Source organism: Pseudidiomarina marina (assembly GCF_044807045.1).
Lineage (GTDB): Bacteria > Pseudomonadota > Gammaproteobacteria > Enterobacterales > Alteromonadaceae > Pseudidiomarina > Pseudidiomarina marina.
This window is the reverse complement of record NZ_CP085233.1, coordinates 1,523,887-1,545,277: the sequence shown is the minus strand read 5'-3', so window position 1 is coordinate 1,545,277 and position 21,391 is coordinate 1,523,887. Positions and strand designations below refer to the sequence as shown.

Below are 21,391 nucleotides of genomic sequence, written 5' to 3'. Positions count from 1 at the left end.
GTAATTTGTTGATAACGATTCTCATTAACGAACTGAATTTCGCTTACAAGGAGCACCTATGAAACTTTTATCAATTGCAAGCGCCATTGCGCTTTCCTTTGCGTTTGCAGCAGCACCTGTCATGGCTCATGACGATGGTAAAAAAGGTCACAAACATGAAGAGCAAGAGCGTCCTGATCACTACAAAGGCAAGCCTTCGGAAAATCTTGTTCAGGCGCTAAATAACTTGCGTGAGTACAACAAGCTTTTGAACGCTGAACTGCAAGGCGAATTAACGCCGCAGAAAATGGCAGAAATTCATCAATTGACGTATACCCTTGAGCGCGCGCTTGAGCGTATTGACCATGAAGTGGATGAAATGAAAGAAGTATTAGAGGAAGTGCATTTGGGTTCTGAGCGTATGGAACTGGATAAAGTGAAGAAAAACGGCGCTAAATACCTCGATTCATCAAACAAGTTAGTTGAAGCTGGCCGAGCGTACAAATAATGAGTTTTAAAAGTACCGACAGCTATATCGTGGCCGATGACCTCGGCCTTGCGGTCAATGCGGCAGTAACCCTCGAAAAGCCACTGCTACTCAAAGGTGAACCCGGTACTGGTAAAACCCGGCTGGCGGAAGAACTTGCCGCCAGTTTGGGGGTGCCGCTGATTCGTTGGCAAATTAAATCGACAACCAAAGCGCAACAAGGCTTGTACGAGTACGACGCCGTATCGCGGTTGCGTGATAGCCAGCTCGGTAGCGACAAAGTGCATGACATTGCCAATTACATAAAGCCAGGCAAATTATGGCAAGCCTTTACTGCGGCTGAACGCCCCGTACTGCTCATCGATGAGATTGATAAGGCGGACATCGAATTTCCGAATGACTTGCTTCACGAGCTCGACCAGATGGAATTTCATGTGTATGAAACTGGCGAGCAAGTACGCGCCGAACATCGCCCAATTGTCATCATCACCTCAAATAATGAGAAAGAACTGCCGGATGCGTTTTTGCGCCGTTGCTTCTTTCACTACATCAAGTTTCCGGATGCCGACACCTTGGCGCAAATTGTGCAGGTGCACTACCCTGATATTCGCAAAGACTTGCTTAGCACCGCACTCGAAGTGTTCTTTGATTTACGCCAAGTGCCAAGCTTGAAAAAGAAACCGTCAACGTCGGAGCTGATCGATTGGTTGAAGCTTTTGTTGGCCGAAGACATCAAACCGGCGGAGCTTACCAAGAGCAATGGCTTAATGCCGATGTTTGGTGCGTTGCTGAAAAACGAACAAGACGTGCAGCTGGTTGAAAAATTAGCGTTTATGGCACGCCGTCAGTCATCCTAATTTATGCTCATTGAGTTTTTCTTATGCCTGCGTAAGCACGGCCTCAAAACCAGCCTCACCGAGCTTTTAGACTTGCTCAGTGCGCTGGAGCGCGGTGTCGTATTTGGTAGCGTGGATGACTTTTACACCCTCGCCAGATTAGTGTTGGTGAAAGACGAAAGCCAGTACGATCGTTTTGATCGGGCGTTTGCTGAATACTTTGAAGGCGTTGAACAGGTGGACTTAGCCGCAGCTATTCCCGCCGATTGGCTTGAGCGCAGTCTGCAACGGCAGTTGAGTGACGAAGATAAAGCGAAACTGCAATCACTCGGCGGCCTTGATGAACTGCTGAAAACCTTCCGCGAGCGCCTCGCTGAACAACAAAAGCGACACGCTGGTGGCAATAAATGGATTGGTACAGGCGGCACCTCGCCGTTTGGCGCCTACGGTTATCATCCTGAAGGCATTCGTATTGGCCAAGATGGTAGCAACGCACGACGTGCCGTGAAGGTATGGGATAAACGTGAGTTTCGTGATCTCGATGGTGACGCCGAGTTAGCGAATCGAAACCTGCAATTGGCGCTACGCAAACTACGAAAGTTTGCACGCACCGGCGCCGCCGAAGAGCTGGATTTAAACGGCACCATTCGTGCTACATCGCAAAAAGGCGGATTACTCGATCTGCAATGGCAACCAGAACGTCATAACGCCGTGAAAGTCTTGTTGCTATTTGATGTCGGTGGCTCAATGGATGACTACATTTACGAGTGCGAACAATTATTCGCCGCCGCTCGCAACGAATTCAAGCATCTCGAGTTTTTCTATTTTCACAATTGCGTGTACGAGCACGTTTGGAAGGACAATAATCGGCGTTACGACGAAAAGCTACCGCTGCTAGAGCTGATTAATCGCTATGGCCGTGATTACAAGCTGATATTTGTCGGCGATGCCACCATGGGGCCGTATGAAATTGCCTACCCCGGCGGTAGCGTCGAACATTGGAATGAAGAGCCAGGCGCGGTATGGATGCAACGCCTACTAAACCATTTTACCGATGCGGTATGGTTGAACCCGCAGCCAACCAGTCACTGGCGCTACTATCAATCAATTGATTTAATGCAGCAGTTGATGAGCCAACGCATGTATCCGCTGACTCTCGACGGCATTAGCGCTGCCATTACGACGCTGTTGAAAAAATCTGTCGCAGCTGCGGCGCCTTCACCATTAAACTCTTAAGCGAATACTGGCTTAGGTAGTCATAAAACAACTCTTTACCACGTGCGACAATACCCTTCAGTTCGCACGCTGGTAGCGCCACACAGTATGGATTTTCACACTCAATCCATTTTTCATCGCCTTCAAGCTGGCGAATCACAAACGCAAGTGAGATATCTTCCGGTTTTTTCGCCAGTAAAAATCCACCGTTCTTACCTCGACGCGTTTCAATGAGTTCTAATCGCCCCAAATGATGTACCACTTTATTCACATGGTTGGCTGACAGACCAAAGGTGTCACAGATTTCACGAATTGTGGCTAGCTTCGGCTCGGCGCAGTTTTCATCTGCTTCAAAGCTCGCCAAATACATCAAAATGCGCAAGCCATAGTCTGTATATTTTTTCAGCTGCATAGATTGTCCAAAAAGGTACATTTTCGAAGCATTATAGTATAGCAAACCTTGATCTCCATCAAACATGCATTCATAATGCGTTTTATATAAACATGTATTGGAGATGTATTTTATGAATCAGCAAAGTTCCGGTCATAAATTACTCAAGGGCGCTAACTTGGCCATGGTGATTTTCTTAGTCTTATTCTTAGTTGTTGCCTATTTAGCTTGGGGATTAGAAGCGCAGTTTCCATTGATGGTGATTGCCGTATTACATTTCTTACAAATATTATTGGCCGGCTTGTTTAAGCTTTCGTACGTGGTGCGGTTAATCGCGCAAAACCAATTAGGCCGTCCATTGCACTAATGGTTTTTAATTTTGGGTAATTGGTTTGACCAAACGCAAAGAATTCACCAGCTAGTTTCATATACTGACACTTACATACATTTCAGTTGTGGAGGTGATCATGAGCGCTGTATTAACCCGTCATCATGATGTACTCGCTGCGCTTCATGCGCCTGAGCAATTTAGTAATAAGGTTTCCTCTCATTTAAACGTGCCAAATGGTATGGATGGTGCTGAGCACCTGGCTTACCGCGCTCTTATTGAACCATTCTTTAGCGACGTTGTACTCACACAATTTCAGCCTAAATTGCAAGTGGTGATTGACGAACTTCTCGTTAATCTTGATGCGTATGATGACGTGGAAGTAATGGCGACGCTTGGTCATCCATTCGCATTGCGTGTGCAGTGTGCATTTATGGGATGGCCCGTGGCATTGGAGCAACGTTTGACTGAATGGATCGACGCGCAAAATGCCGCGACCTTGGCGCAAGACCGCCCTACTCTGCGGCGCTTGGCTGACGAATTTAGCGATATCGTTATCGAACAATTTGATCGCGCTCTGCGTGGCGAAGGTGACCCGGACTCTATTACCGCACAGCTCACACGGTTGCGCTTAAATGGTACCCCTGTAAGTGATGACTATTTAGTCAGCATTGTGCGCAATTGGACGGTCGGCGAACTCGGCACCATTGCCGCTGCCATTGGCTCAATTGTCGGATTTCTTGCACAAAATCCGGTTGTACAAAAGCAATTGCGCGAAGCACCAATGCACATTGATCATGCTATTAATGAAATACTACGGCTTGATGCGCCGTTGTTGACCAATCGCCGTCGCACCACCTGCCCTGTTAACTTCGGTGATATGTCGTATGAAGCGGATACCACAGTGACCATCGATTGGCGCGCAGCAAACAACGACCCAAAGGTATTTGTCGAACCCCAGCAATTTAAATGGGATCGCGACCCTCACTTGAATCTGCTCTACGGTGCTGGGGTTCATGTATGCCCAGGCAAACCATTAGCGCAACTTGAGCTTGGTTTGTTCACACGCAGTTTGCTCAATAAATTTGAAACCATTCAACTCGGTGGGCAACCATTCGAACGCGCACAACCGCCGCGTGGTGGCTATCGGCGTATCTGGGTGAAATTTAATCATTGATCTAAAAACTGAATCATGATTCACTTCTTGGTATACATGACAACAAACCAAGAAGCATATGGCCTATCGAGAAACATCGCGAGTGCGCGAGCGCAAGCAAGCCACTCGCACGAATATTCTGACAAACGCTTTAGCATTACTTAATGAAGTCGGTTTTGGCGGCTTGCAAATGGCTACCCTCGCCCAACGCTGTTCGGTCGCTACCGGCACGTTATATCGTTATTTCCCATCTAAAGAAGACTTATGCACAGCGGTTTTTGAGCACGCAACCGAAATTGAAATCGCACAAGTGCAACAACACCTTGAAGCACCAGAGACCTCTACAGATGGACTCACCGCCGCCGATCGCATTGCTGATGCGTTGACCACCTTTGCCAAACGGGCACTGCGCGCACCAGTTACTGCATGGGCACTGATTGCCGAGCCGGTTGAGCCTGCCGTGGTTGCCGCTCGTTTGCGTTACCGTGAACGCTATGCGGGATTATTCGCACAAGCAATTCAACAAGGCATACGGGATAAAACACTCCCACCACAAGACTGTGCACTGAGTAGTCGCGCGCTGGTTGGTGCTATTGCCGAAGCGTTAATCGGCCCACTTGCTCACAAAAGCGAATTTGATCCAAACCAAGCCATTACCAACAGCGTGCGCTTTTGCTTACAAGCTATCACCGCCAGCAGCTATACCGATAGCGATACGAAAGGCTAACAAAGGAATCATAACCATGAACACAACCGACCGATTTCTGGCACAAACTCACACCGTTGAGAACCAACCACCGGCATTAGAAGACTACAACCTCTTCGCTGAAGACCAAGCCTTGCAAGAAGCGGTAAAGCGTGAGGGAGCAGCATGGGCCGAACAAGAATTGCTGCGCTTCGGTGCCGAATGCGGTTTACCCGAGCGTATCGCTCTGGGCTTCGCTGCGAATGCCAACAAACCGCAATTGGTTACTCACGACCGTTTCGGTCATCGCATCGATCAAATCGAATTTCACCCAAGCTATCATCAGCTTATGGATATTGCGATCAGCGAAGGCTTACATGCGAGCCCTTGGGCGAATCCAAAGCCCGGCGCTCATGTTGCGCGTGCCGCAAAATATTATCTTCACACGCAAGTCGAAGCCGCCCATGGTTGCCCGATTACCATGACATTTGCTGCTATTCCGGCATTGCAACACCAACCCGACCTGTTAGCAAAATTTGGCCCGAAGATCATGGCGCCTGACTATGACGGACGTAACGTTCCCGACACCATGAAACACGGTATGACCATTGGCATGGCCATGACTGAAAAACAAGGTGGTTCGGATGTACGAAGCAACACCACGAAAGCGTATGCCATCGGTGCAGAAGGCTCTGGGCAAGCGTACGAGCTTGTCGGTCATAAATGGTTTGTATCAGCACCAATGTGTGATGCCTTTTTAGTACTGGCGCAAACCAATAAAGGGCTATCGTGCTTCCTATTACCGCGCTGGCGTCCCGATGGCAGCAAAAATGCCCTGCACATTCAGCAATTGAAAAACAAAATGGGCAACGTCGCAAATGCCTCAAGCGAATGCGAGCTACGTGGCGCTTTTGCCTGGATGGTTGGCGAAGAAGGCCGTGGCGTGCGCACCATCATTGAGATGGTCGCGATGACACGCTATGACTGCATGATTGGTTCATCATCAGGTATGCGTCAAGCGACTGTGCAAGCGGTTCACCATGCTCGTCATCGCAGCGCCTTTGGCGCAACACTCGTTGATCAGCCGTTAATGCAAAACGTGTTGGCCGATCTTGCCCTCGAAAGCGAAGCGGCAATGACCTTAACCATGCGCATGGCACGTGCTATGGACCAACAAGACAATGAGCACGAACGATTATTAGCGCGTATCGCCACACCAATTGGCAAGTATTGGATTTGTAAACGCACACCAAATCACGCCTACGAGGCCATGGAAGCCATTGGCGGTATGGGCGTGATGGAAAACACCATCATGCCACGATTGTTCCGAGAATCACCTGTAAACGCCATTTGGGAAGGTAGCGGCAATGTCCAGTGCCTCGATATCTTACGTGCGATTCAGAAAGAACCTGACGTGTTAGAGGCCTATTTTAACGAACTTCATCGTGCGGCTGGCACCGATAAGCGCTTTGATGCCTTTGTTACCAAACTAAAAGCAGATTTTAGTAACACGCCAAAAGACCAATGGCAGTATCAAGCGCGCTATTTCGCCGACCATATGGCGCTTGCGCTGCAGGGAGCATTATTGCTGCAGCACGCCCCTGCCTACATTGCCGATGCCTTTTGCGCGGCTCGCTTGAGTGCCCACACCAGCGCCAACTACGGCTGCTTACCAACCGGCCTCGACCACCGCGCCATTCTCAGTAGAACACTGTAGCCCGGCGTTATACGCCGGGTGGCGCAAAGCGCCGTTATCGCCGACTGAAAAAAATAAAAACAAGGAGCCCAACATGATCATCCCAGCATACGTCGCCCGCAACGCGCGCAAGTACCCCAACCAAGAAGCCGTTATCGACGGCAGCTTGCGTGCCACCTGGCAGCAACTCGATCAACACGTCAACCAATTCGCCGAGCATCTCGCCTGTGACCACAATATTAAAGCCGGCGACCGCGTTTGCCTCGTGCTGCCGAACAATTACGCATTTATCGTAGCGCATTTCGCCATACAACGTCTGGGCGCCATCGTTGCCCCTATTAACGTGAAACTTACCGCTACCGAGTTAGCCTATATTTTTGAGAACGCTGAAGCCAGTTTGGTCATCACCTGCGATTTAACCAGCGACCAAGCACTCAAAGCCTGCGGCGTAAGTAAGTTACCAAGCCTTGTCATCAACGACATGCCAGCACACGCCGCAGAAAATAGTAGCGGACGTCAGTTCGAAACGCTCAACGAGCAAGCGATTACCGAATCAGCAACCTTACTTTACACCTCCGGTACGACAGGCCTCCCCAAAGGTGTGTTGTTCGACCACAAAGCCCTATTATTCGTGGGCATGATGTTTGCCACTGAAATGCACTACGGTCCACAGAGCCGGTTGTTGTCGCTAATGCCATTCACTCATTCTGCTCCCCTGAATCTGTCGTTGGTTGGCGGCACCTTGGTTGGCAGTACTCATGTGATTGCCCCAACTTTCACTCCCGATCTCCTACTTGGGCTCGTACAAAAAGAGCGCACCACACACTTTTTCGGCGCGCCAGTTGCGTATTTGCTCACCGCACAGCACCCTGAAATAGCCCACGCTGATTTCAGCAGCATGAGCCATTGGATTTACGGCGGTGGCCCACTTGCCGGTGATCATGCACGCCGGGTGCAGCAAGCCTTCCGTAGCGACCAGTTCTACTGCGTTTACGGCTTAACCGAAGCGGGCCCAACAGGCAGTTTATTGCTACCAAACGAACATGCCGGCAAAGCGGGTTCCGTCGGTCAGCGCGCTGCGGCGTTCACGGAAATACGTGTGGTCAATGCGAGTGGCAAAATAGCCGACATTGACGAAGCTGGCGAAATTCACATTGGCGGCGAAGGTGTCATGCGCGAATACTGGCGCAATGAACAAGCAACCCGTGAGATATTTACCGACGATGGCTGGATTCGCACCGGCGACATTGGCGTACGCGACGCCGATGGCTTTTACTGGGTGAAAGACCGCATTAAAGATCTCATCATTAGCGGCGGCGTGAACGTCTATCCACGTGAAGTGGAAGATGCTTTAGCGAGCCACCCCGCGGTGCTTGAAGCGGCCGTAATTGGGGTACCGCATGATGAATGGGGCGAAACCGTGAAAGCCTGCGTGGTGCTTCGCGAAACCATCGATGAAGCCGAACTGCGCACCCACGTTGCCGAGCGACTCGCCGACTACAAACGACCGCGTGTGTACGCCTTCATGGATGAACTCCCCCACAACGCTAACGGGAAAGTGCTCAAACACCAACTACGCTAACCAGAATGCACTCGGCAAAGGAATGCCGAGTGCTACGAATCGGCCCAAGTCGCCGCCAACCCTCGACACCACCAACAAACTTTAATACCATCAGCCAAACCCTAACCAATAACCAACAATTAATTAGGAAGTACCCGTGTCATCCAACCAAACTCCAGCCTCCGAAAACGGTGGCTTCATCGCGTTTGTTGAACGTGCCGGCAAACGGATCCCAGACCCCGTTATCATTTTCATTTATTTTCTCGCTGGTGCCCTTCTACTTACCTGGGCCATCGGTGGCCTAACCTTCACAACCTACGGTGGTGACGGGCAACCCATCGAGTACGAAATTCGGAACATGCTGGCCACAGAAAACGTGATTTGGTTGTTCGACAATGCGCTACTGGCAAACTGGCTTGGCTTTGGCGGCGGCGTACTTGGCGTCATCTTAATTGTCATGCTCGGCGTTGGCGTTGCTGAACATTCCGGATTATTCGCTGCCATCTTGAAAAAAGTTTCACGCGGACTGCCGCTTAACTGGCTGCCACTATTTTTAGTTTTCATCGGTATTATGAGCTCCATTGCCACCGATGCCGGTTATCTCATCCTAATTCCACTCGCCGGCCTTTTATACGCCGGCCTCGGCAAAAATCCGCTCATTGGCATGGCCGCGGCCTTTGCAGGTGTATCAGCAGGCTTCAGTGCCAACCTCATTCCAGCGACACCAATTGACGTGATTATCGGCGTAAACGCCAAAGTATTCGCCGAAGCGCAAGGTATTCCATTCGTCAACGCAGGCGGTGAGGCCTTAACCCCTGCCACCATGAACTACTATTTCATTTTGGCTTCAACATTCATCCTTGGTGGTGTTGGCGCATGGGTCACTCTAAAGTTTGTGCAACCGCGCCTTGAGCAAAAGCCGTACACCATTCCAGAAGAGCTCAAGCTCGACGATTTTAACGTTACCAAAGAAGAGAAACGTGGTTTACGCGCTGCTGGCATTGCACTGGTGGTGGCGTTAATTGCTATTTACGGCCTAGCTGTTGGCCCCCTTGCGCCGTACGAAAATGAACAAGGCGCAACAGTCACCCCCTATTTAAACAATGTGATTCTGCTTATAACCTTCGTATTTTTGGCGGTGGGTGTTGCATTTGGTGTTGCCAGCGGTCGCTTTAAGTCCATGCAAGACGTGGTAAAAGCCATGGTCAAACAGATGGATACCATGGGCTACATTCTGGTACTCACGTTTTTCTGTTATAACTTTTTAGGGGTACTGAGCCACAGTGGCTTAGGCGCGTATATCACCTACTTAGGTGCGACATTACTGACAAACCTCGGCCTACAAAGCTTCCCAGTGTTACTGCTGATTGGCTTTATCATTGTGACCGCCATTATCAACATTTTTGTGGGTGGTTTAACGTCGAAGTGGATGTTGCTTGGCCCCATTTTTATTCCGATGTTGTATCTCGTGAATAACGAAATGACGCCAGACCTCGTTGCCGCGGCCTTCCGTGTTGCTGATTCATCCACGAATATCATTACGCCAATGATGAGCTACGCCGGCATTATTCTTGCGTTTATGCGCAAATATAATCCACAGTTAACCTTTGGCGAGATGATTGCGATGATGTTGCCATATTCGCTGGCATTTATGGTGGTATGGACGGCATTACTCGTGGCGTTCTTCAGCTTCGGCATTCCGCTTGGGTTCTAGCGGCTGGTTGAAAGTTATTCAATTGAACCGCGGCGGCGCAAAAAGCACTTGCACCGCCGCATTGGAATGACTAATATAGCGCCCGTTCGCATTCGTGAACGTCAGCAATACAATGTGCGTCCGTAGCTCAGTTGGTTAGAGCACTACCTTGACATGGTAGGGGTCGGTAGTTCGAGTCTACTCGGACGCACCATCTTCCTAAAGTTTCTGAGTATTCGCAAACAATCGATTTAAAACAAACTTAATTGGTTGTCATCTAACTGCGACTTTGTGCGGCGTTTTTTTCGTGAGGCCGGCTGACGGCGGCGCTCATTGAAGCCTTTGGCGGGCTGTAAGTTATAGCGACTTCGAAGTTCCGCAATAGCAGCTTTGATTTGGCGATGGGATTGTTCGAAATCGACTAACGGCGCAGGATAGTAAAAATCATCGTGCCAACCAGCTTGTTGCTTCAGTTTATTGGGCATCTGCCATGGCTCGAATAACCATGCGCCCTCTACGTTCTGCAACTCAGGTATCCAGCGCTTTACGAACACACCATCTGGATCTAGCCGCTGCGCCTGCATCACCGGGTTATAAATTCTAAGAATGGAGTTACTCGCCTGCCCGCTTTGCATTTGTACTTGCGGATAGTGAATGCCAGGTTCGTAATCGACAAACAGTTGCGCGAGCCATTTGGCGACAGGTTGCCAGGGTAAACCCAGTGAATACGTTGCTGCCGAAACCAACATGGCCCGCATACGAAAGTTAATCCAGCCGTGGTGATGCAAATAGCGCATACAGGCATCAACCATTGGCCAACCGGTACGTCCGTGTTTCCATGCTTCAAACTTTACGGCGTCAAATACGGGTTCTAGCTGCGCCATTTGCGGAACTAACGGTCGGTTTTCCATGTAGCAATAGCTTTCAAAGCGCTGAGTAAAATAACAGTGCCACCACAATCGCTTGGCAAAATCGTTCAAACTTCGTAGCCAGTAACTGTTCACAGTGCACTCTTGTGCCGCATCAGTTTGCTGAAATAATTCTTTCAGGCTAATACAGCCGTACGCCAAATAAGGGCTCAACCGTGAGCAGGCAGATGGCGCGGTAAGTGGTGAGCTGATTGAACCACGATAGCGTTCACTTCGGCGGGTTAGAAAGCTCGTTAAAGTCGCCAAGGCTTGCGTACGTCCGCCGCTTTGGCGTTTTAGGCACGGATATTCATCTTGCGTGACATCTACAGGTAAGTTGATTGATGGCTCATCGAAATTGACGAAATTAATTTCACGAGACAATTCAGCCTGTGGCTGCGACATATGCGCAAACCAGTGCTCGTGAAACGAACCTTCACGTTGTTTTACCGGTCGCACTACACCAAACTGAGCATATTCATGCCATACAACACCGTTTGAACGACACCAGCGTTTTACCGCCTTATCACGCTCAAACGTCCACGAGTTGCCCTGCTCTTCATGGCTATGTAACGTGAATGTCCCAAACCGCTGCTTTAATCTTGTCAGCGTTTCGACCACGTTTCCCTGTGTTATCCACAAGACACCGCCAAGGCGCTGAAGCTGCTCTTGCAAGTCAATCAACGATTCGCGCACAAATTGCCATTGTCGATTACTGGTATCTGGTAATTGCCAGTAGTCCGGTTCAACTACATAAACGCACAGCACAGGCCCTGTCTTGCTTGCTGCAGCCAAAGCTTGGTGATCAACTGTACGTAAATCGCGTTTAAACCAGACAACTTGGAGATTCATGAAAAGCACTTAGAGTGAAATACCTAAGTGCTAAAACGTGGGGAAAAGATGAACAGATCACCAATAGCTAATCTCACACGCTGCAACCACTTTACTATGCGTTATCGTTCTTCTTGAAAATGGTTTCGCACATCCATATCCTGATGCAAAACACGAACAATGGTAATTTGGCTTGCATTGGATGTATAAAACACAGAATGCTTTCCGAGAACCAATCGACGATACCCAGGGATTATATGGTCGCAATTTGTTCCAAGTAATGGATGTTCGCTTAACTGCTCAATGCCATTTGCTAAATGATCAAGATAATCATTCGCTTGGGTTTCACCAAATAATTCTGCGGTAAACTGCCAAATTTGAACGAGATCACTTTCCGCCTGTGGTCTTAACGAAATACCGATCATTTTGTGTGTGCGTTCAAGCGCTCTTGCGCTTTACGCTTAATAGCATCAAGGTCGAGAGCCTTAGCTTCACCACTCTCTTCACCAGCAATTAGTGCCATTCGAAGACGCTCTAATTGTTCTTGTGACTGTTGATCACGACGAATTAACTCACGAATATATTCGCTGTCATTTCCAAAGTGACCACTTTTAATTTGTGTTTTCACCCAAGCATCCTGCTGTTCGGTCAATGTAATGGTTTTTCGTTGCATGCTCATAGGAAAACCTCTCAACTAAAAAGAGTATGATAAAATCATACTCACGATTTTGGAGTCTGTCCAACTGTAATGCGCAACCGAGTATTTCTTGTCAATTGAAAACGAAGTAGCAAACTAGAATCAAAAGACATTTTGTACAAGTTTATTAATTTGTAAGAGATCTGAGACTAGTCTTGTAACTACGTCGCTTTCTCAGAAAACTTATTGATTTGTATGAGACTCACTAGTATGAGTTATCTTGGTCATTGAGAATTGTGCGGTTTTATTTGCCCATCCCAGTGCCCTTCACTTACTCTCGCTCAAGGTCAGTTAATATGAATAAAGTTTTAAGATCCAGTTGCTTAATACTGCTAATTTTCTTTGGGAATGATATTCAAGCCACCGAAAGCCAAGAAATGAAACAGGGGCCTCTAGAACGCTACACGACGGAGTTAATGTCGGCCGTAAAGACGAATTTACCAGAAACACCACAAGTGAGTAACGGCGAAAGTTGCCGAGTCTCGATCAAGCAAGACCGTTCTGGATACATCCGAGAATTGAGAGTGTTAAAGTGCTCATCTGGTACCCTTGGTAATTTAGTAATGAAAGCTATCATTGCCGCATCACCTTTACCTCAACCAGAAAATTCAGGGGATTTTCAAGAGGATGTGACAATTGTTTATATCGTCGATAACTAGTTATAAAGAATCTAGAGCATGACTGCTATGTGCCAATTCCAGACGATGGTGATTATTCAACCACGCGTTCGCTGTCGACTTAGAGCGGACGTTTCATGCCCGATTTTTTAACTGTTCAGAGCGTAGCCGAAGTCTTTTTCAAGTGTCTGTAACTAAAAGGGGAGGCTCCAAACTATGCCTCCTAATACATTTTTATTTCATCATACTCTTGTAATGGTCTTCATACTCAGTTCGGACAAAAACCTGCCGGAATATTTCCAAAAACCTGCCGGTATCAATGTCTCCAAAATCTGTTAAGTTCACCATATCTGAATGCGACTCTCTGCTGATGTATCTGAGCAACGGTCTAAAGTTGATGTGCTCATCTCCCAAGTTACCTAAAACTTCTGACAGCTTGTCTTTTTTATGAACAAACGAAAAGAAGTGTTCGAGCACATTCCGCATCGCGTTAGGAAGAGTTGGGCTACAAACCATATCAGCTTTAGCGTCTCGGATTATTTGCCAATAGCCATCATATTCGTTACGAATATCGTTTCTTTTAATGGGTACGATGTTGCTAACCTCACCCTTGCGTACTCTATACAAGCTATATTGTTGGGCAAATTCATCATTCTTGAGTCCAGATTGATTCATAACCTCATGAAAGAAAAACAGGTTGTGAGTCAGTAAGAAAACTTGCTGGTACGCTTTTTTAACAATATCTTTTTGGAAAAGCGTTGCTATTTCGTAGACAAAATTATGCGATAAGCTAGATACAGGATCATCAATTACAACTATTTTATCCGCTACCCCCAAATGTGAATCTGGCTTAAGTAGCCCCTTACACACCTCCAAAAAGTATAAAAAGGTTACGAGGGTCTTCTCACCTTCACTTAGCGTCTCGTATACATTGAGGGATGCTCCGCTTTTTCTAACTATCCTGTATCTAGCTTCAGCATCATCAACTTTTTCAATATGAAAATCATCAACTCCAACGCTGATGAGCTTATTCCTTATGTTCTGAATTGCTGTTTCTATATTAGAGGTTTTTTTTCGTTGTTCAGCAATAACGGTTTGTTGTTCTGCAATAGCTTCTGATTTCTCTCTATATTGCTTCCTAAGCTCCTCAAGCTCTTCATCTAAGCTTTTAAGTCTGTCATCGACTAAATCTATCGCTGCACTATAAGTTCGTTTATGAATCTGCCAAAAATGTTTCTTTATTGTTGCTCTGATTTGAGGCTTACTGGAGATGCGGGCATTGAATGCGTGAATTTTCTCGTTTATTGCATCGATAGAGCGATTTAGTTCGGCTAGATATCCATCAGAGCTAACAAGTGTAACCTCCTTACTTGGCTTTGCCTCTTTTTCTCTCAGGAGAGCAAGATTGTTTAGGTAAACTTCTAATAGTTTTGATTTTGCGTTAGCGAATTCAACGCTTTCAATTACGTACTCATCATTAAATGCTTCAGTTGAGAGGACTGATTGAATAGAATTTACAGCTTCTTGATAGCTCTTTCTGTTTGATTCAATATTAATGCATTTCTGCTTATATGTTTCATCAAACAAGGACTTCAGATTTGCTTCAAAAGATTCACTTGGTGTCTCCTGACAAAATGGACAAACACCCTCTGAATTTTCGTAGTGAACAAGTCCCTCACTAACCCAATCAGAATGTCCAACTCTATCAATCAATGCAGATAGATAAGAACTCGATGACCCCACTATTACTTCAGAGCTAATCGTATCAAGTTCAATCGAATTGCCATCAAAGCCGACAGTAGGAACAGTTGTCTTCGGTTTAATATCAGGCTTTTCAAGTTCCTTAGCCTGTTCCTTCAGGCTCTCCAGTGTAACTTCGTCGTTAGCTATGTCCGCTTTTTTAACCGCCTCTAAAAACAAGTTTTTTCTTAGTTTCCCTTCCAAACAAAACTCTAATGGGGTTTTCACGAACTTTTCTTTCTCTGACCAAACTTGATTCTCTAGATCTGTTTGCTCTTGGAGCTTTTGTTTTTTTAATCGATCAGCCTTTTCTTGCAATTCAAGTTGCAACCCCTTTATCTCTTCAATTTTTGACTCTGCAGTCTCAATTGCTTTTTCCGCCTCAACGTTACCCTCATTGACTGTAAAAACACCGGGCTGATCTTTACTATCCCAAAAGTTATCTTTGATAAATTTTTGGTTGTATACAAAGACGCGTTCTCTAAGGTCTGGCTTGATTGAACAAGAGGAATAATCTAGTTCGGAAGGTGCCTGAAGGTACTTGGCAATCGTAGACTTACCGGACCCGTTCAACCCATAAAAGCAGTTTATTCTTTTTAAGCCATCTATTAGCTGAGGAGTAGCAGCAGAATAACTGGCTACTCCTTGAATTTTTATGACTTCAATCATTATTAGTTCCCTCTAATCTACCTTTGGAGTTTAAACCCCAAAAACAACCTGAGTTATGGCTTAACCACATTTATAATTGCTCTATCAAACATTCTCTCACTGAAGCATTCTTAAACGAATAGAAGAGAGCTTACGCATAATCCAGCAGCGTAATGATTTGAGTCGCTTCTTATTCAGTAAACACATCATAACCTTATTTTCTAACGGAGGGTAAGCATGTGATTGAATGTCTGCTTTGGAGATGTATTGAAGTTAAGCAGTCGGCCTTGTGAAGGTCGGCAATTCGCTCATAACGGACCTTGATTATTCACTAAGTATCGATTTACCGAATTCAACAGAGCTTAACCGACCACTACTGGTGTTGTTTCAATCTCATGTGTCTCGATTTTCTTTATCGCATCGTCGACATCGATAAAGAAAAACTCCTTTCGCTTATTGATAAGGTTTAAGCGCTTATCATCAAATGTTTTGTGAATGTCTGACTCTAGTCTTGGTGCATCCTCACAGTAGAAGAAACCATGTACATCGAAAGTATCCGGTACTGATGCATCACCCAACTCACGGACTCGCTCATTCGGGTCGGCACGGCGTGTCATTCCGATCTTCACAACCCCCTCACCAAATGAATTAACGTTCGAGATAACATAAACAAAACCAGCTCTGGTCTGCTGCGCCATCGACACAGCTCTTTGTTCGCGACTTTTAAGCTCCTCAAGCTCCCTCTTATGCATTTCCAGCTCTTGGCGTTGTGCCTCGGTCATTTCATCTAACTTAGCCAACTCTCTTTCGACAAGCATCTCCATGCGTTCTCTGTCTTTTCTCGCTTTCTCAGCTGCCTCCTTTATCCTTTGCTCTTCTCTCTCAGCTTCACCCTCTAAAAGACGTTCTTCGCGCTCTTCTTCCTTTTTCAAAGTCTTCAGCTCGGATATTTCGAAACTCAAATTAAGCTCTTTAAGGCTAAGCTCTAGATATTTTTTATCTATGAATGTTTTAACCAATTGCCCTCGGTCATTAATCTCTTTGAACACTCGTCTAACTCGCTCATTTAGTCGTCCAATATTATTCCAATTAGCCAACGCAATGGCTGATTTCACCTCATTATCAAAACATCTGAGACGCAGCCGTATTTCACGATTGAAAAGCGTCTTAACACCGGCCTTACGACCATTAATGGTTATGTCATCCCCCATATAACAAGCACACGCACGCTTGGCCTTCACCATCGCTTTTATTGAGTCTTTCACACTTGATAGCTGAATCTGTAAGTCATCAATATCGTCCGTGCTATGCGTTATTTGTATTAGCGAGTCATCAACCGTGCCTGCGCCAATTTCATATTGCGCTATAACTCGGCGGTTTGACTCTAACTCTTGTTTTTGACGGGCATACTGTGTTTGTAAATCTCTGTACTCCTGCTCAACCTCATCAAGCTCAGCCTGACCTTTTTCAACCTCGGAAAAAACCGCAGACAGCCGCTCATAATCTGCCGCGACCGATGCTGCCCGACGACGAGCTTTAACTGCAAAATAGGCACTTACACTAAAGGCCAGTATGGTGATCCCCCAAATAATTAGTCCTGTCATCATATTGCTTCCGGTAGAGCTGAGTCTTCACGCTCTTTACGTGCACGCTTTGCCTGTTTCATAGCGTTTCGCATTAACTCCGACTCATGGTACTCCTTAGCCTCTGCTGTCAGGTACCAGTCCGTACCAATTCCCTTTTCTTCTAGGGCCGATCGCACCTCTTCCGGTGACACACGGAAAAATTCTTTACGGAAGTTCTGCGTGTTCACCCGTCGATCATTAAAGACATTATGTAGTGTATTTTCTAATGTTGGAGCATCTTCAACAAAAAACAGCGCATGGACATCAAATCTGAACGGCACTGATGCATCACCAAGTTCTCGCACCCTATCCATTGGCTCTAAGCGCCGAGTCATACCAATCTTAACCACACCTTCACCAAAACTGCCGTTATTCGAGATGACATAAATATAACCGGCTCGCGTAATCTGCGCTTGTGACATCGCCCGAGTCTGCTTTTCTTCTAACCGCGCTTTCTCCGCCTTGATATCTTCAATCATCCGCTCTAATCGCGCCCGCTCAGCTCCTGCCAGCTGCTCAGCCTTCTTCTGCGCTTTAAGTAACTCAATATCCCGTGATGCAATCTCTTCTGACAACTCTTCAGAATCGTCCCCCGAACTTTGCTGAGAACGCAATAACTCTCTCTGCCGCTTACGCTCCTGCTTGAGCTCTTCGCGATGGTCAAGCTCTGTATGCCAACACTTAAGTTCATCTTCTTTAAGCAATGCATAACGCCGCGATATTTGAACCCCCGCTGTCTCACCAAGCTTGGAAAGCTGATCAACTAACCGTTCTAGCTTCTCCAAGGCTTTATCAAACGTGGCCGCCCGCATTTGTCGCCGGATAACCTCAAACTCAGCATTAAAAGCATCGAGTAACAATTTTCGATAATCACTGATCATACGGTTCCCATCTGAGCGACTTCCCATCCACTCCCACCGAGTATATGAATCTGTTGCTAAACCTGAGCGAATACACTCAAACTGTTCTTTTCGGCACTTTCGAATGCTCTCTTTTAGACCTTCACTGTCGTCGAACCGAAAAATAGGAGGTACCAAACCCACTTCAATTCGCTTTAGTTGCGCGGTTGTTGGTTCAATCGCTTTCTCAAGTTTATCCAAGTAGTCGCGCCCCACACGCTGTTTCTCCTGAAAATATCCTTTTTGCTTTAACTGTCTGGAGAGGCGCTCGTCAACTGATTCGTCCGATAACATAGACTCTCGTTGCGCAATGTACTTCATGCGTGTTTGGTATTCTTTGTTTTTGGAAATACCGTAAAAAGCTAAGATAATCGATACGGCAAAAAGGCCTAAAGGTAGGTACACTGCTATGCTATCCATCGCACATTGCCCTTTTTGTGATTAATTGGGAAAGGTTCGTTATAACATGGTTACAAATTAAGCCAAATTGAAAATTAGGCTCTGTATCTGAGCTTTCAAAGTGGCTAGCAAACATTGTGTATTTTACGGTGGTAACTACTTGCCCGACGCTCAGCGCTTTTTAAATGTGACGCTAAACTGGCCGGCCGCAGCGAGCAGCTGACGCTCTCGTGGACTGTAATTTAGTCCGCTCCTCGCTCATACCAGCCCTTCACGCCACCACCCCGCGGCATTTCGGAAATTCAGAGCAGCCCCAAAACTGTCGCCCTACATGTTCGCCTCGTTTTACCGTTCTCTTAACCATGCTAGAGCCGCATTTTGGGCAAACAGGCTCTGAGCTATCCGTTACAGGTGACGTCTGCTTAGTTCGAAGCTCTTGTACGTGTTTTTTATGGGCTCTATTGGTGGTAAATGACTTTATCAATGCTTGGTTTTGAATCGCATGAATAATGCTGTTTACTTGCTCTTCAGTCAGAACCTGAGTGGTTTTAGACAATATGTAATTTACATATCGCCCGCCAAAAGCAACATTCTCCGGCATTGCTGACTTGAATTGACTATCGCCGGTGAACACGACCAATGAGAATATTTGTTCGTCTGACAATTGCAAAAGCTGTTTCAAGGTCTGCACGTGTTTGTAATTCTGATGCAGGGGATTTTGAAACTTGTACTTATTTCGATAAATGGTTTGCGTCCAAATTTTTTCCTTCTCAGAACCAAATATCCAGCCTCTAAAAAATTTGGTTTCAACAACAAATACGCCATAAATCGAAACGATAATGTGATCGATTTGCGTCGTGCCCTCGCCGCTAGGTAATGTCACGTCGTTAATGATGTGGTAGGTATTTTTATCCAAGTGAATCTTAGCGGCAAGGCTCACTAAAAATTCACCAACTTTGCCTTTGAACCACGGTGTTTTGAAAATTGTGATCAACAACAGCATTACGGCCACAAGACCAAGGTTCGTCATTAACTGTTCGTTCTCAAAAAGTGCCTGAAAAATTGTATCCAACATTACCGTTGTCCTTCACCAGACATGCCGGTCAACGCATACATCACTGTCTCAATTTGTGCCCCATTCACCATATCGTCACCAAAGCTTGCACATAGCGCTTGGTCAAGTGCGGCCTCCATGACCATACCCTGTTGAATATGCTGTAGTACTTTTGCTGCAATTTCCTCATACTCATCTTGGCAATTGTTTTCTTTGCAGCACGTGTTCATCGGGTCAGTCTCAAATAGCGCGGCATTAATGGTCTCAACGCACATGCGCTGTAATTGACGCGATGGACGCGATCCTGTGTAGCCACGTTTATCAAGCTCGGCATGTAATGCATCAAATCGTGATTGACGGTTCTGCATTGCCGCAGAGTCTGCACACGGCAGTGTATGCAAGCGCATGAGTTGATGAATAATTTGGCAAATGGACGATGAGGTCATTACTTCTCTTTTTATTAATTATTTTTTAATATTTTTACAACATCAGAACTATACAGGATGTCAGCGACAGAACGTGTCGTGTATCTTCAAATTCGAGTTATTATTCCGTTCCAAACCAATTTCACAGTTCAGCAGGTACGAAAATATGCTATTGAAGAAGTCAGATATCGACGCGATGCCAGATGAGCATAAAATCCATTTTCTCAATCCGAATGCACAACGACTGAATAAATCACTCGGCGATGCCACTGGAATGAAGTCGCTCGGTATTCATTTAATTACAATACAACCAGGGCACGACTCCACTGAACATCACTTTCATCATTTCGAAGAGGAAGCGATTTACGTGCTTTCAGGGGAAGGAATTGTGACCATTGGGCAAGAACAGCATGCAATTGGCGCCGGCGACTTTATCGGCTGCCCGATTGATCACGTACCGCACTCAATGCATGCGACTGGCGCCGAACCGCTACAGTGCTTAGTTGTTGGCAACAGGCTACAAGCTGATGTTAGCGATTACCCGAATGCCGGGAAGCGCCTCTATCGTTACCCTAGCGCTTGGGATTTGGTTGATATCAGCGACGCGACGAACGTCAAATAAGTGGGGTGCAGTCCAAGGACTGCACCCCTCCTTTACCTAAGTACGAGGGTTGGGGTGCGGCTCTCTTTCAGCATCGCCATGGTGGTACTACCTACCAAGAATTGGCGAATGCGCGAGTGGCCGAATGCGCCCATGACCATGAGGTCAATGTTGTGTTCGGTTTGATACTGGTGCAAGGTCGCTTCCACGTCGCCGGCACGCAGCGCGACGTGAACCTCGTGGCCGCCTTCACTCAGAGCCTTTTCCGCCCACTTGAGTTTTTCCCAGTTGTTCGCGGTGTCAGCGTCAACCATCACCACATGCACCGGCATGCCTTTAAACAATGGGCTTTGCGCGAGCATTTCAACGCCCTTCTCGGTGGTTTTGCTGCCATCGAAAGCGAGCATGGCTGAGCGCGGCTCGTTGAACGTATCTGGTGTTAATAATAGCGGGCGATGTACCGTGCGAATCACGGTTTCCAACTGGCTTCCTACTTGATGCAGTTGATTCGCCGATGCTTCGCCATGCAGACCTAACACTGCAAGACGCACATCACCTTCCAACGCTAACAAGTTTTCAGCAAGCTCGCCGTGGCGCTGACGCTGTGTCACGTCGCTCACACCCAACTTCTTTAACTTTTCATCGGCTAGTTGCAACAACACATGACCGTGCTCCAACGCCACTTTCGCGCGCTGTGCATCCAATTCAGCGAGTTGCTCAAGCAAATGTTCACGCGTACCCAAACCAATATTGCCAGAAAGCTCGGTTTCAGCCTGCGTTTTTAGCTCATCTAAAACATGTAATAACATCACTGGCGCAGCCAATTGCTTCGCCGCCCAGGCGGAATATTCACACACGGCTGTGTTGCGCGAAGCGCCATCAATACAGCTAACTACGTAAGACATAATCATCCCTTATTA

General features: G+C 46.8%; 21 protein-coding genes and 1 tRNA gene. 12 read left to right on the top strand and 10 right to left on the bottom strand.

Annotation, left to right across the window (positions count from 1 at the left end; translation table 11 throughout):
- Positions 1–58: 58 nt before the first annotated feature.
- From LG272_RS07280 to LG272_RS07270, 3 genes are read left to right on the top strand one after another with little or no spacing between them, the layout of a single operon-like run.
- Positions 59–487 (top strand): DUF6746 family protein, encoded by a 429-nt coding sequence (locus LG272_RS07280; protein ID WP_404407641.1) that lies wholly within the window; start codon positions 59–61, stop codon positions 485–487.
- A complete protein-coding gene (locus tag LG272_RS07275) occupies positions 487–1,323 on the top strand; it encodes a MoxR family ATPase (protein WP_126758692.1) in 837 nt (278 codons plus the stop codon). Before LG272_RS07280 ends, LG272_RS07275 begins: the two co-directional genes overlap by 1 nt.
- Before the next feature lie 3 nt (positions 1,324–1,326).
- Entirely contained in the window at positions 1,327–2,538 is a 1,212-nt protein-coding gene (locus tag LG272_RS07270; RefSeq protein ID WP_404407639.1) for a VWA domain-containing protein, read from the top strand.
- Here the strand turns inward: LG272_RS07270 and LG272_RS07265 are convergent.
- Positions 2,480–2,929, bottom strand: a complete 450-nt coding sequence (locus LG272_RS07265) for an Rrf2 family transcriptional regulator (protein ID WP_126758690.1) — start codon at positions 2,927–2,929, stop codon at positions 2,480–2,482. The two genes, LG272_RS07270 and LG272_RS07265, sit on opposite strands and share 59 nt — an antisense overlap.
- A gap of 112 nt (positions 2,930–3,041) precedes the next feature.
- Here LG272_RS07265 and LG272_RS07260 point away from each other — a divergent pair, with 112 nt between their 5' ends.
- The 7 genes from LG272_RS07260 (at position 3,042) to LG272_RS07230 (ending at position 10,241) form a co-directional block, all read left to right on the top strand.
- A complete protein-coding gene (locus LG272_RS07260; RefSeq protein WP_404407637.1) occupies positions 3,042–3,275 on the top strand; it encodes a hypothetical protein in 234 nt (77 codons plus the stop codon).
- Between the two features lie 100 nt (positions 3,276–3,375).
- Positions 3,376–4,413 carry a cytochrome P450 gene (locus LG272_RS07255; protein WP_404407635.1) on the top strand — a complete coding sequence of 346 codons (1,038 nt, stop codon included), beginning with the start codon at positions 3,376–3,378 and terminating at the stop codon, positions 4,411–4,413.
- Between the two features lie 58 nt (positions 4,414–4,471).
- The gene (locus LG272_RS07250; protein ID WP_404407633.1) at positions 4,472–5,119 is read left to right on the top strand and encodes a TetR/AcrR family transcriptional regulator; all 648 of its coding nucleotides are present in this window, start codon (positions 4,472–4,474) and stop codon (positions 5,117–5,119) included.
- Between the two features lie 16 nt (positions 5,120–5,135).
- Complete coding sequence (locus LG272_RS07245; protein WP_404407631.1) at positions 5,136–6,794, top strand: isovaleryl-CoA dehydrogenase; 1,659 nt, start codon at positions 5,136–5,138, stop codon at positions 6,792–6,794.
- Positions 6,795–6,867: 73 nt separating this feature from the next.
- Positions 6,868–8,355, top strand: a complete 1,488-nt coding sequence (locus LG272_RS07240; RefSeq protein WP_404407629.1) for a class I adenylate-forming enzyme family protein — start codon at positions 6,868–6,870, stop codon at positions 8,353–8,355.
- A gap of 136 nt (positions 8,356–8,491) precedes the next feature.
- Positions 8,492–10,048, top strand: coding sequence for an AbgT family transporter (locus LG272_RS07235; protein ID WP_126758684.1), 1,557 nt, complete (start codon positions 8,492–8,494; stop codon positions 10,046–10,048).
- 116 nt (positions 10,049–10,164) lie between these two features.
- Positions 10,165–10,241 (top strand) — tRNA-Val (locus LG272_RS07230).
- Between the two features lie 37 nt (positions 10,242–10,278).
- Here LG272_RS07230 and LG272_RS07225 read toward each other — a convergent pair.
- From LG272_RS07225 to LG272_RS07215, 3 genes are all read right to left on the bottom strand, one after another.
- Positions 10,279–11,787 (bottom strand): FAD-binding domain-containing protein, encoded by a 1,509-nt coding sequence (locus tag LG272_RS07225; RefSeq protein WP_404407626.1) that lies wholly within the window; start codon positions 11,785–11,787, stop codon positions 10,279–10,281.
- A 101-nt stretch (positions 11,788–11,888) separates the two neighbouring features.
- The gene (locus LG272_RS07220) at positions 11,889–12,191 is read right to left on the bottom strand and encodes a type II toxin-antitoxin system RelE/ParE family toxin (RefSeq protein WP_404407624.1); all 303 of its coding nucleotides are present in this window, start codon (positions 12,189–12,191) and stop codon (positions 11,889–11,891) included.
- Positions 12,188–12,445 (bottom strand): type II toxin-antitoxin system ParD family antitoxin, encoded by a 258-nt coding sequence (locus LG272_RS07215; RefSeq protein ID WP_404407622.1) that lies wholly within the window; start codon positions 12,443–12,445, stop codon positions 12,188–12,190. Before LG272_RS07215 ends, LG272_RS07220 begins: the two co-directional genes overlap by 4 nt.
- A gap of 314 nt (positions 12,446–12,759) precedes the next feature.
- On the opposite strand from LG272_RS07215, the gene LG272_RS07210 reads away from it, so the two are divergent.
- A complete protein-coding gene (locus tag LG272_RS07210; protein WP_404407620.1) occupies positions 12,760–13,122 on the top strand; it encodes a TonB C-terminal domain-containing protein in 363 nt (120 codons plus the stop codon).
- 192 nt (positions 13,123–13,314) lie between these two features.
- Here LG272_RS07210 and LG272_RS07205 read toward each other — a convergent pair whose 3' ends face one another.
- From LG272_RS07205 to LG272_RS07185, 5 genes are all read right to left on the bottom strand, one after another.
- Positions 13,315–15,489 (bottom strand): AAA family ATPase, encoded by a 2,175-nt coding sequence (locus tag LG272_RS07205; RefSeq protein WP_404407618.1) that lies wholly within the window; start codon positions 15,487–15,489, stop codon positions 13,315–13,317.
- A 341-nt stretch (positions 15,490–15,830) separates the two neighbouring features.
- Complete coding sequence (locus tag LG272_RS07200; RefSeq protein WP_404407616.1) at positions 15,831–17,075, bottom strand: DUF4041 domain-containing protein; 1,245 nt, start codon at positions 17,073–17,075, stop codon at positions 15,831–15,833.
- Complete coding sequence (locus LG272_RS07195) at positions 17,072–18,412, bottom strand: DUF4041 domain-containing protein (protein ID WP_404407614.1); 1,341 nt, start codon at positions 18,410–18,412, stop codon at positions 17,072–17,074. Before LG272_RS07195 ends, LG272_RS07200 begins: the two co-directional genes overlap by 4 nt.
- A 250-nt stretch (positions 18,413–18,662) precedes the next feature.
- Positions 18,663–19,466 (bottom strand): NERD domain-containing protein, encoded by an 804-nt coding sequence (locus LG272_RS07190; RefSeq protein ID WP_404407612.1) that lies wholly within the window; start codon positions 19,464–19,466, stop codon positions 18,663–18,665.
- Entirely contained in the window at positions 19,466–19,891 is a 426-nt protein-coding gene (locus LG272_RS07185; RefSeq protein ID WP_404407610.1) for a hypothetical protein, read from the bottom strand. The genes LG272_RS07190 and LG272_RS07185 overlap by 1 nt, the downstream gene beginning before the upstream one ends.
- 145 nt (positions 19,892–20,036) lie before the next feature.
- Between LG272_RS07185 and LG272_RS07180 the strand changes: the two genes are divergently transcribed.
- A complete protein-coding gene (locus LG272_RS07180; protein WP_404407609.1) occupies positions 20,037–20,492 on the top strand; it encodes a cupin domain-containing protein in 456 nt (151 codons plus the stop codon).
- 32 nt (positions 20,493–20,524) lie between these two features.
- Here the strand turns inward: LG272_RS07180 and LG272_RS07175 are convergent, their stop codons facing one another.
- Entirely contained in the window at positions 20,525–21,376 is an 852-nt protein-coding gene (locus tag LG272_RS07175; protein ID WP_404407607.1) for a universal stress protein, read from the bottom strand.
- Positions 21,377–21,391: the final 15 nt, after the last annotated feature.

Coding starts and splice junctions, on each gene's coding strand:
- LG272_RS07280 (WP_404407641.1), top strand. CDS start 59: ATGAAACTTTTATCAATTGCAAGCGCCATTGCGCTTTCCTTTGCGTTT.
- LG272_RS07275 (WP_126758692.1), top strand. CDS start 487: ATGAGTTTTAAAAGTACCGACAGCTATATCGTGGCCGATGACCTCGGC.
- LG272_RS07270 (WP_404407639.1), top strand. CDS start 1,327: ATGCTCATTGAGTTTTTCTTATGCCTGCGTAAGCACGGCCTCAAAACC.
- LG272_RS07265 (WP_126758690.1), bottom strand. CDS start 2,929: ATGCAGCTGAAAAAATATACAGACTATGGCTTGCGCATTTTGATGTAT.
- LG272_RS07260 (WP_404407637.1), top strand. CDS start 3,042: ATGAATCAGCAAAGTTCCGGTCATAAATTACTCAAGGGCGCTAACTTG.
- LG272_RS07255 (WP_404407635.1), top strand. CDS start 3,376: ATGAGCGCTGTATTAACCCGTCATCATGATGTACTCGCTGCGCTTCAT.
- LG272_RS07250 (WP_404407633.1), top strand. CDS start 4,472: ATGGCCTATCGAGAAACATCGCGAGTGCGCGAGCGCAAGCAAGCCACT.
- LG272_RS07245 (WP_404407631.1), top strand. CDS start 5,136: ATGAACACAACCGACCGATTTCTGGCACAAACTCACACCGTTGAGAAC.
- LG272_RS07240 (WP_404407629.1), top strand. CDS start 6,868: ATGATCATCCCAGCATACGTCGCCCGCAACGCGCGCAAGTACCCCAAC.
- LG272_RS07225 (WP_404407626.1), bottom strand. CDS start 11,787: ATGAATCTCCAAGTTGTCTGGTTTAAACGCGATTTACGTACAGTTGAT.
- LG272_RS07220 (WP_404407624.1), bottom strand. CDS start 12,191: ATGATCGGTATTTCGTTAAGACCACAGGCGGAAAGTGATCTCGTTCAA.
- LG272_RS07215 (WP_404407622.1), bottom strand. CDS start 12,445: ATGAGCATGCAACGAAAAACCATTACATTGACCGAACAGCAGGATGCT.
- LG272_RS07210 (WP_404407620.1), top strand. CDS start 12,760: ATGAATAAAGTTTTAAGATCCAGTTGCTTAATACTGCTAATTTTCTTT.
- LG272_RS07205 (WP_404407618.1), bottom strand. CDS start 15,489: ATGATTGAAGTCATAAAAATTCAAGGAGTAGCCAGTTATTCTGCTGCT.
- LG272_RS07200 (WP_404407616.1), bottom strand. CDS start 17,075: ATGATGACAGGACTAATTATTTGGGGGATCACCATACTGGCCTTTAGT.
- LG272_RS07195 (WP_404407614.1), bottom strand. CDS start 18,412: ATGGATAGCATAGCAGTGTACCTACCTTTAGGCCTTTTTGCCGTATCG.
- LG272_RS07190 (WP_404407612.1), bottom strand. CDS start 19,466: ATGTTGGATACAATTTTTCAGGCACTTTTTGAGAACGAACAGTTAATG.
- LG272_RS07185 (WP_404407610.1), bottom strand. CDS start 19,891: ATGACCTCATCGTCCATTTGCCAAATTATTCATCAACTCATGCGCTTG.
- LG272_RS07180 (WP_404407609.1), top strand. CDS start 20,037: ATGCTATTGAAGAAGTCAGATATCGACGCGATGCCAGATGAGCATAAA.
- LG272_RS07175 (WP_404407607.1), bottom strand. CDS start 21,376: ATGTCTTACGTAGTTAGCTGTATTGATGGCGCTTCGCGCAACACAGCC.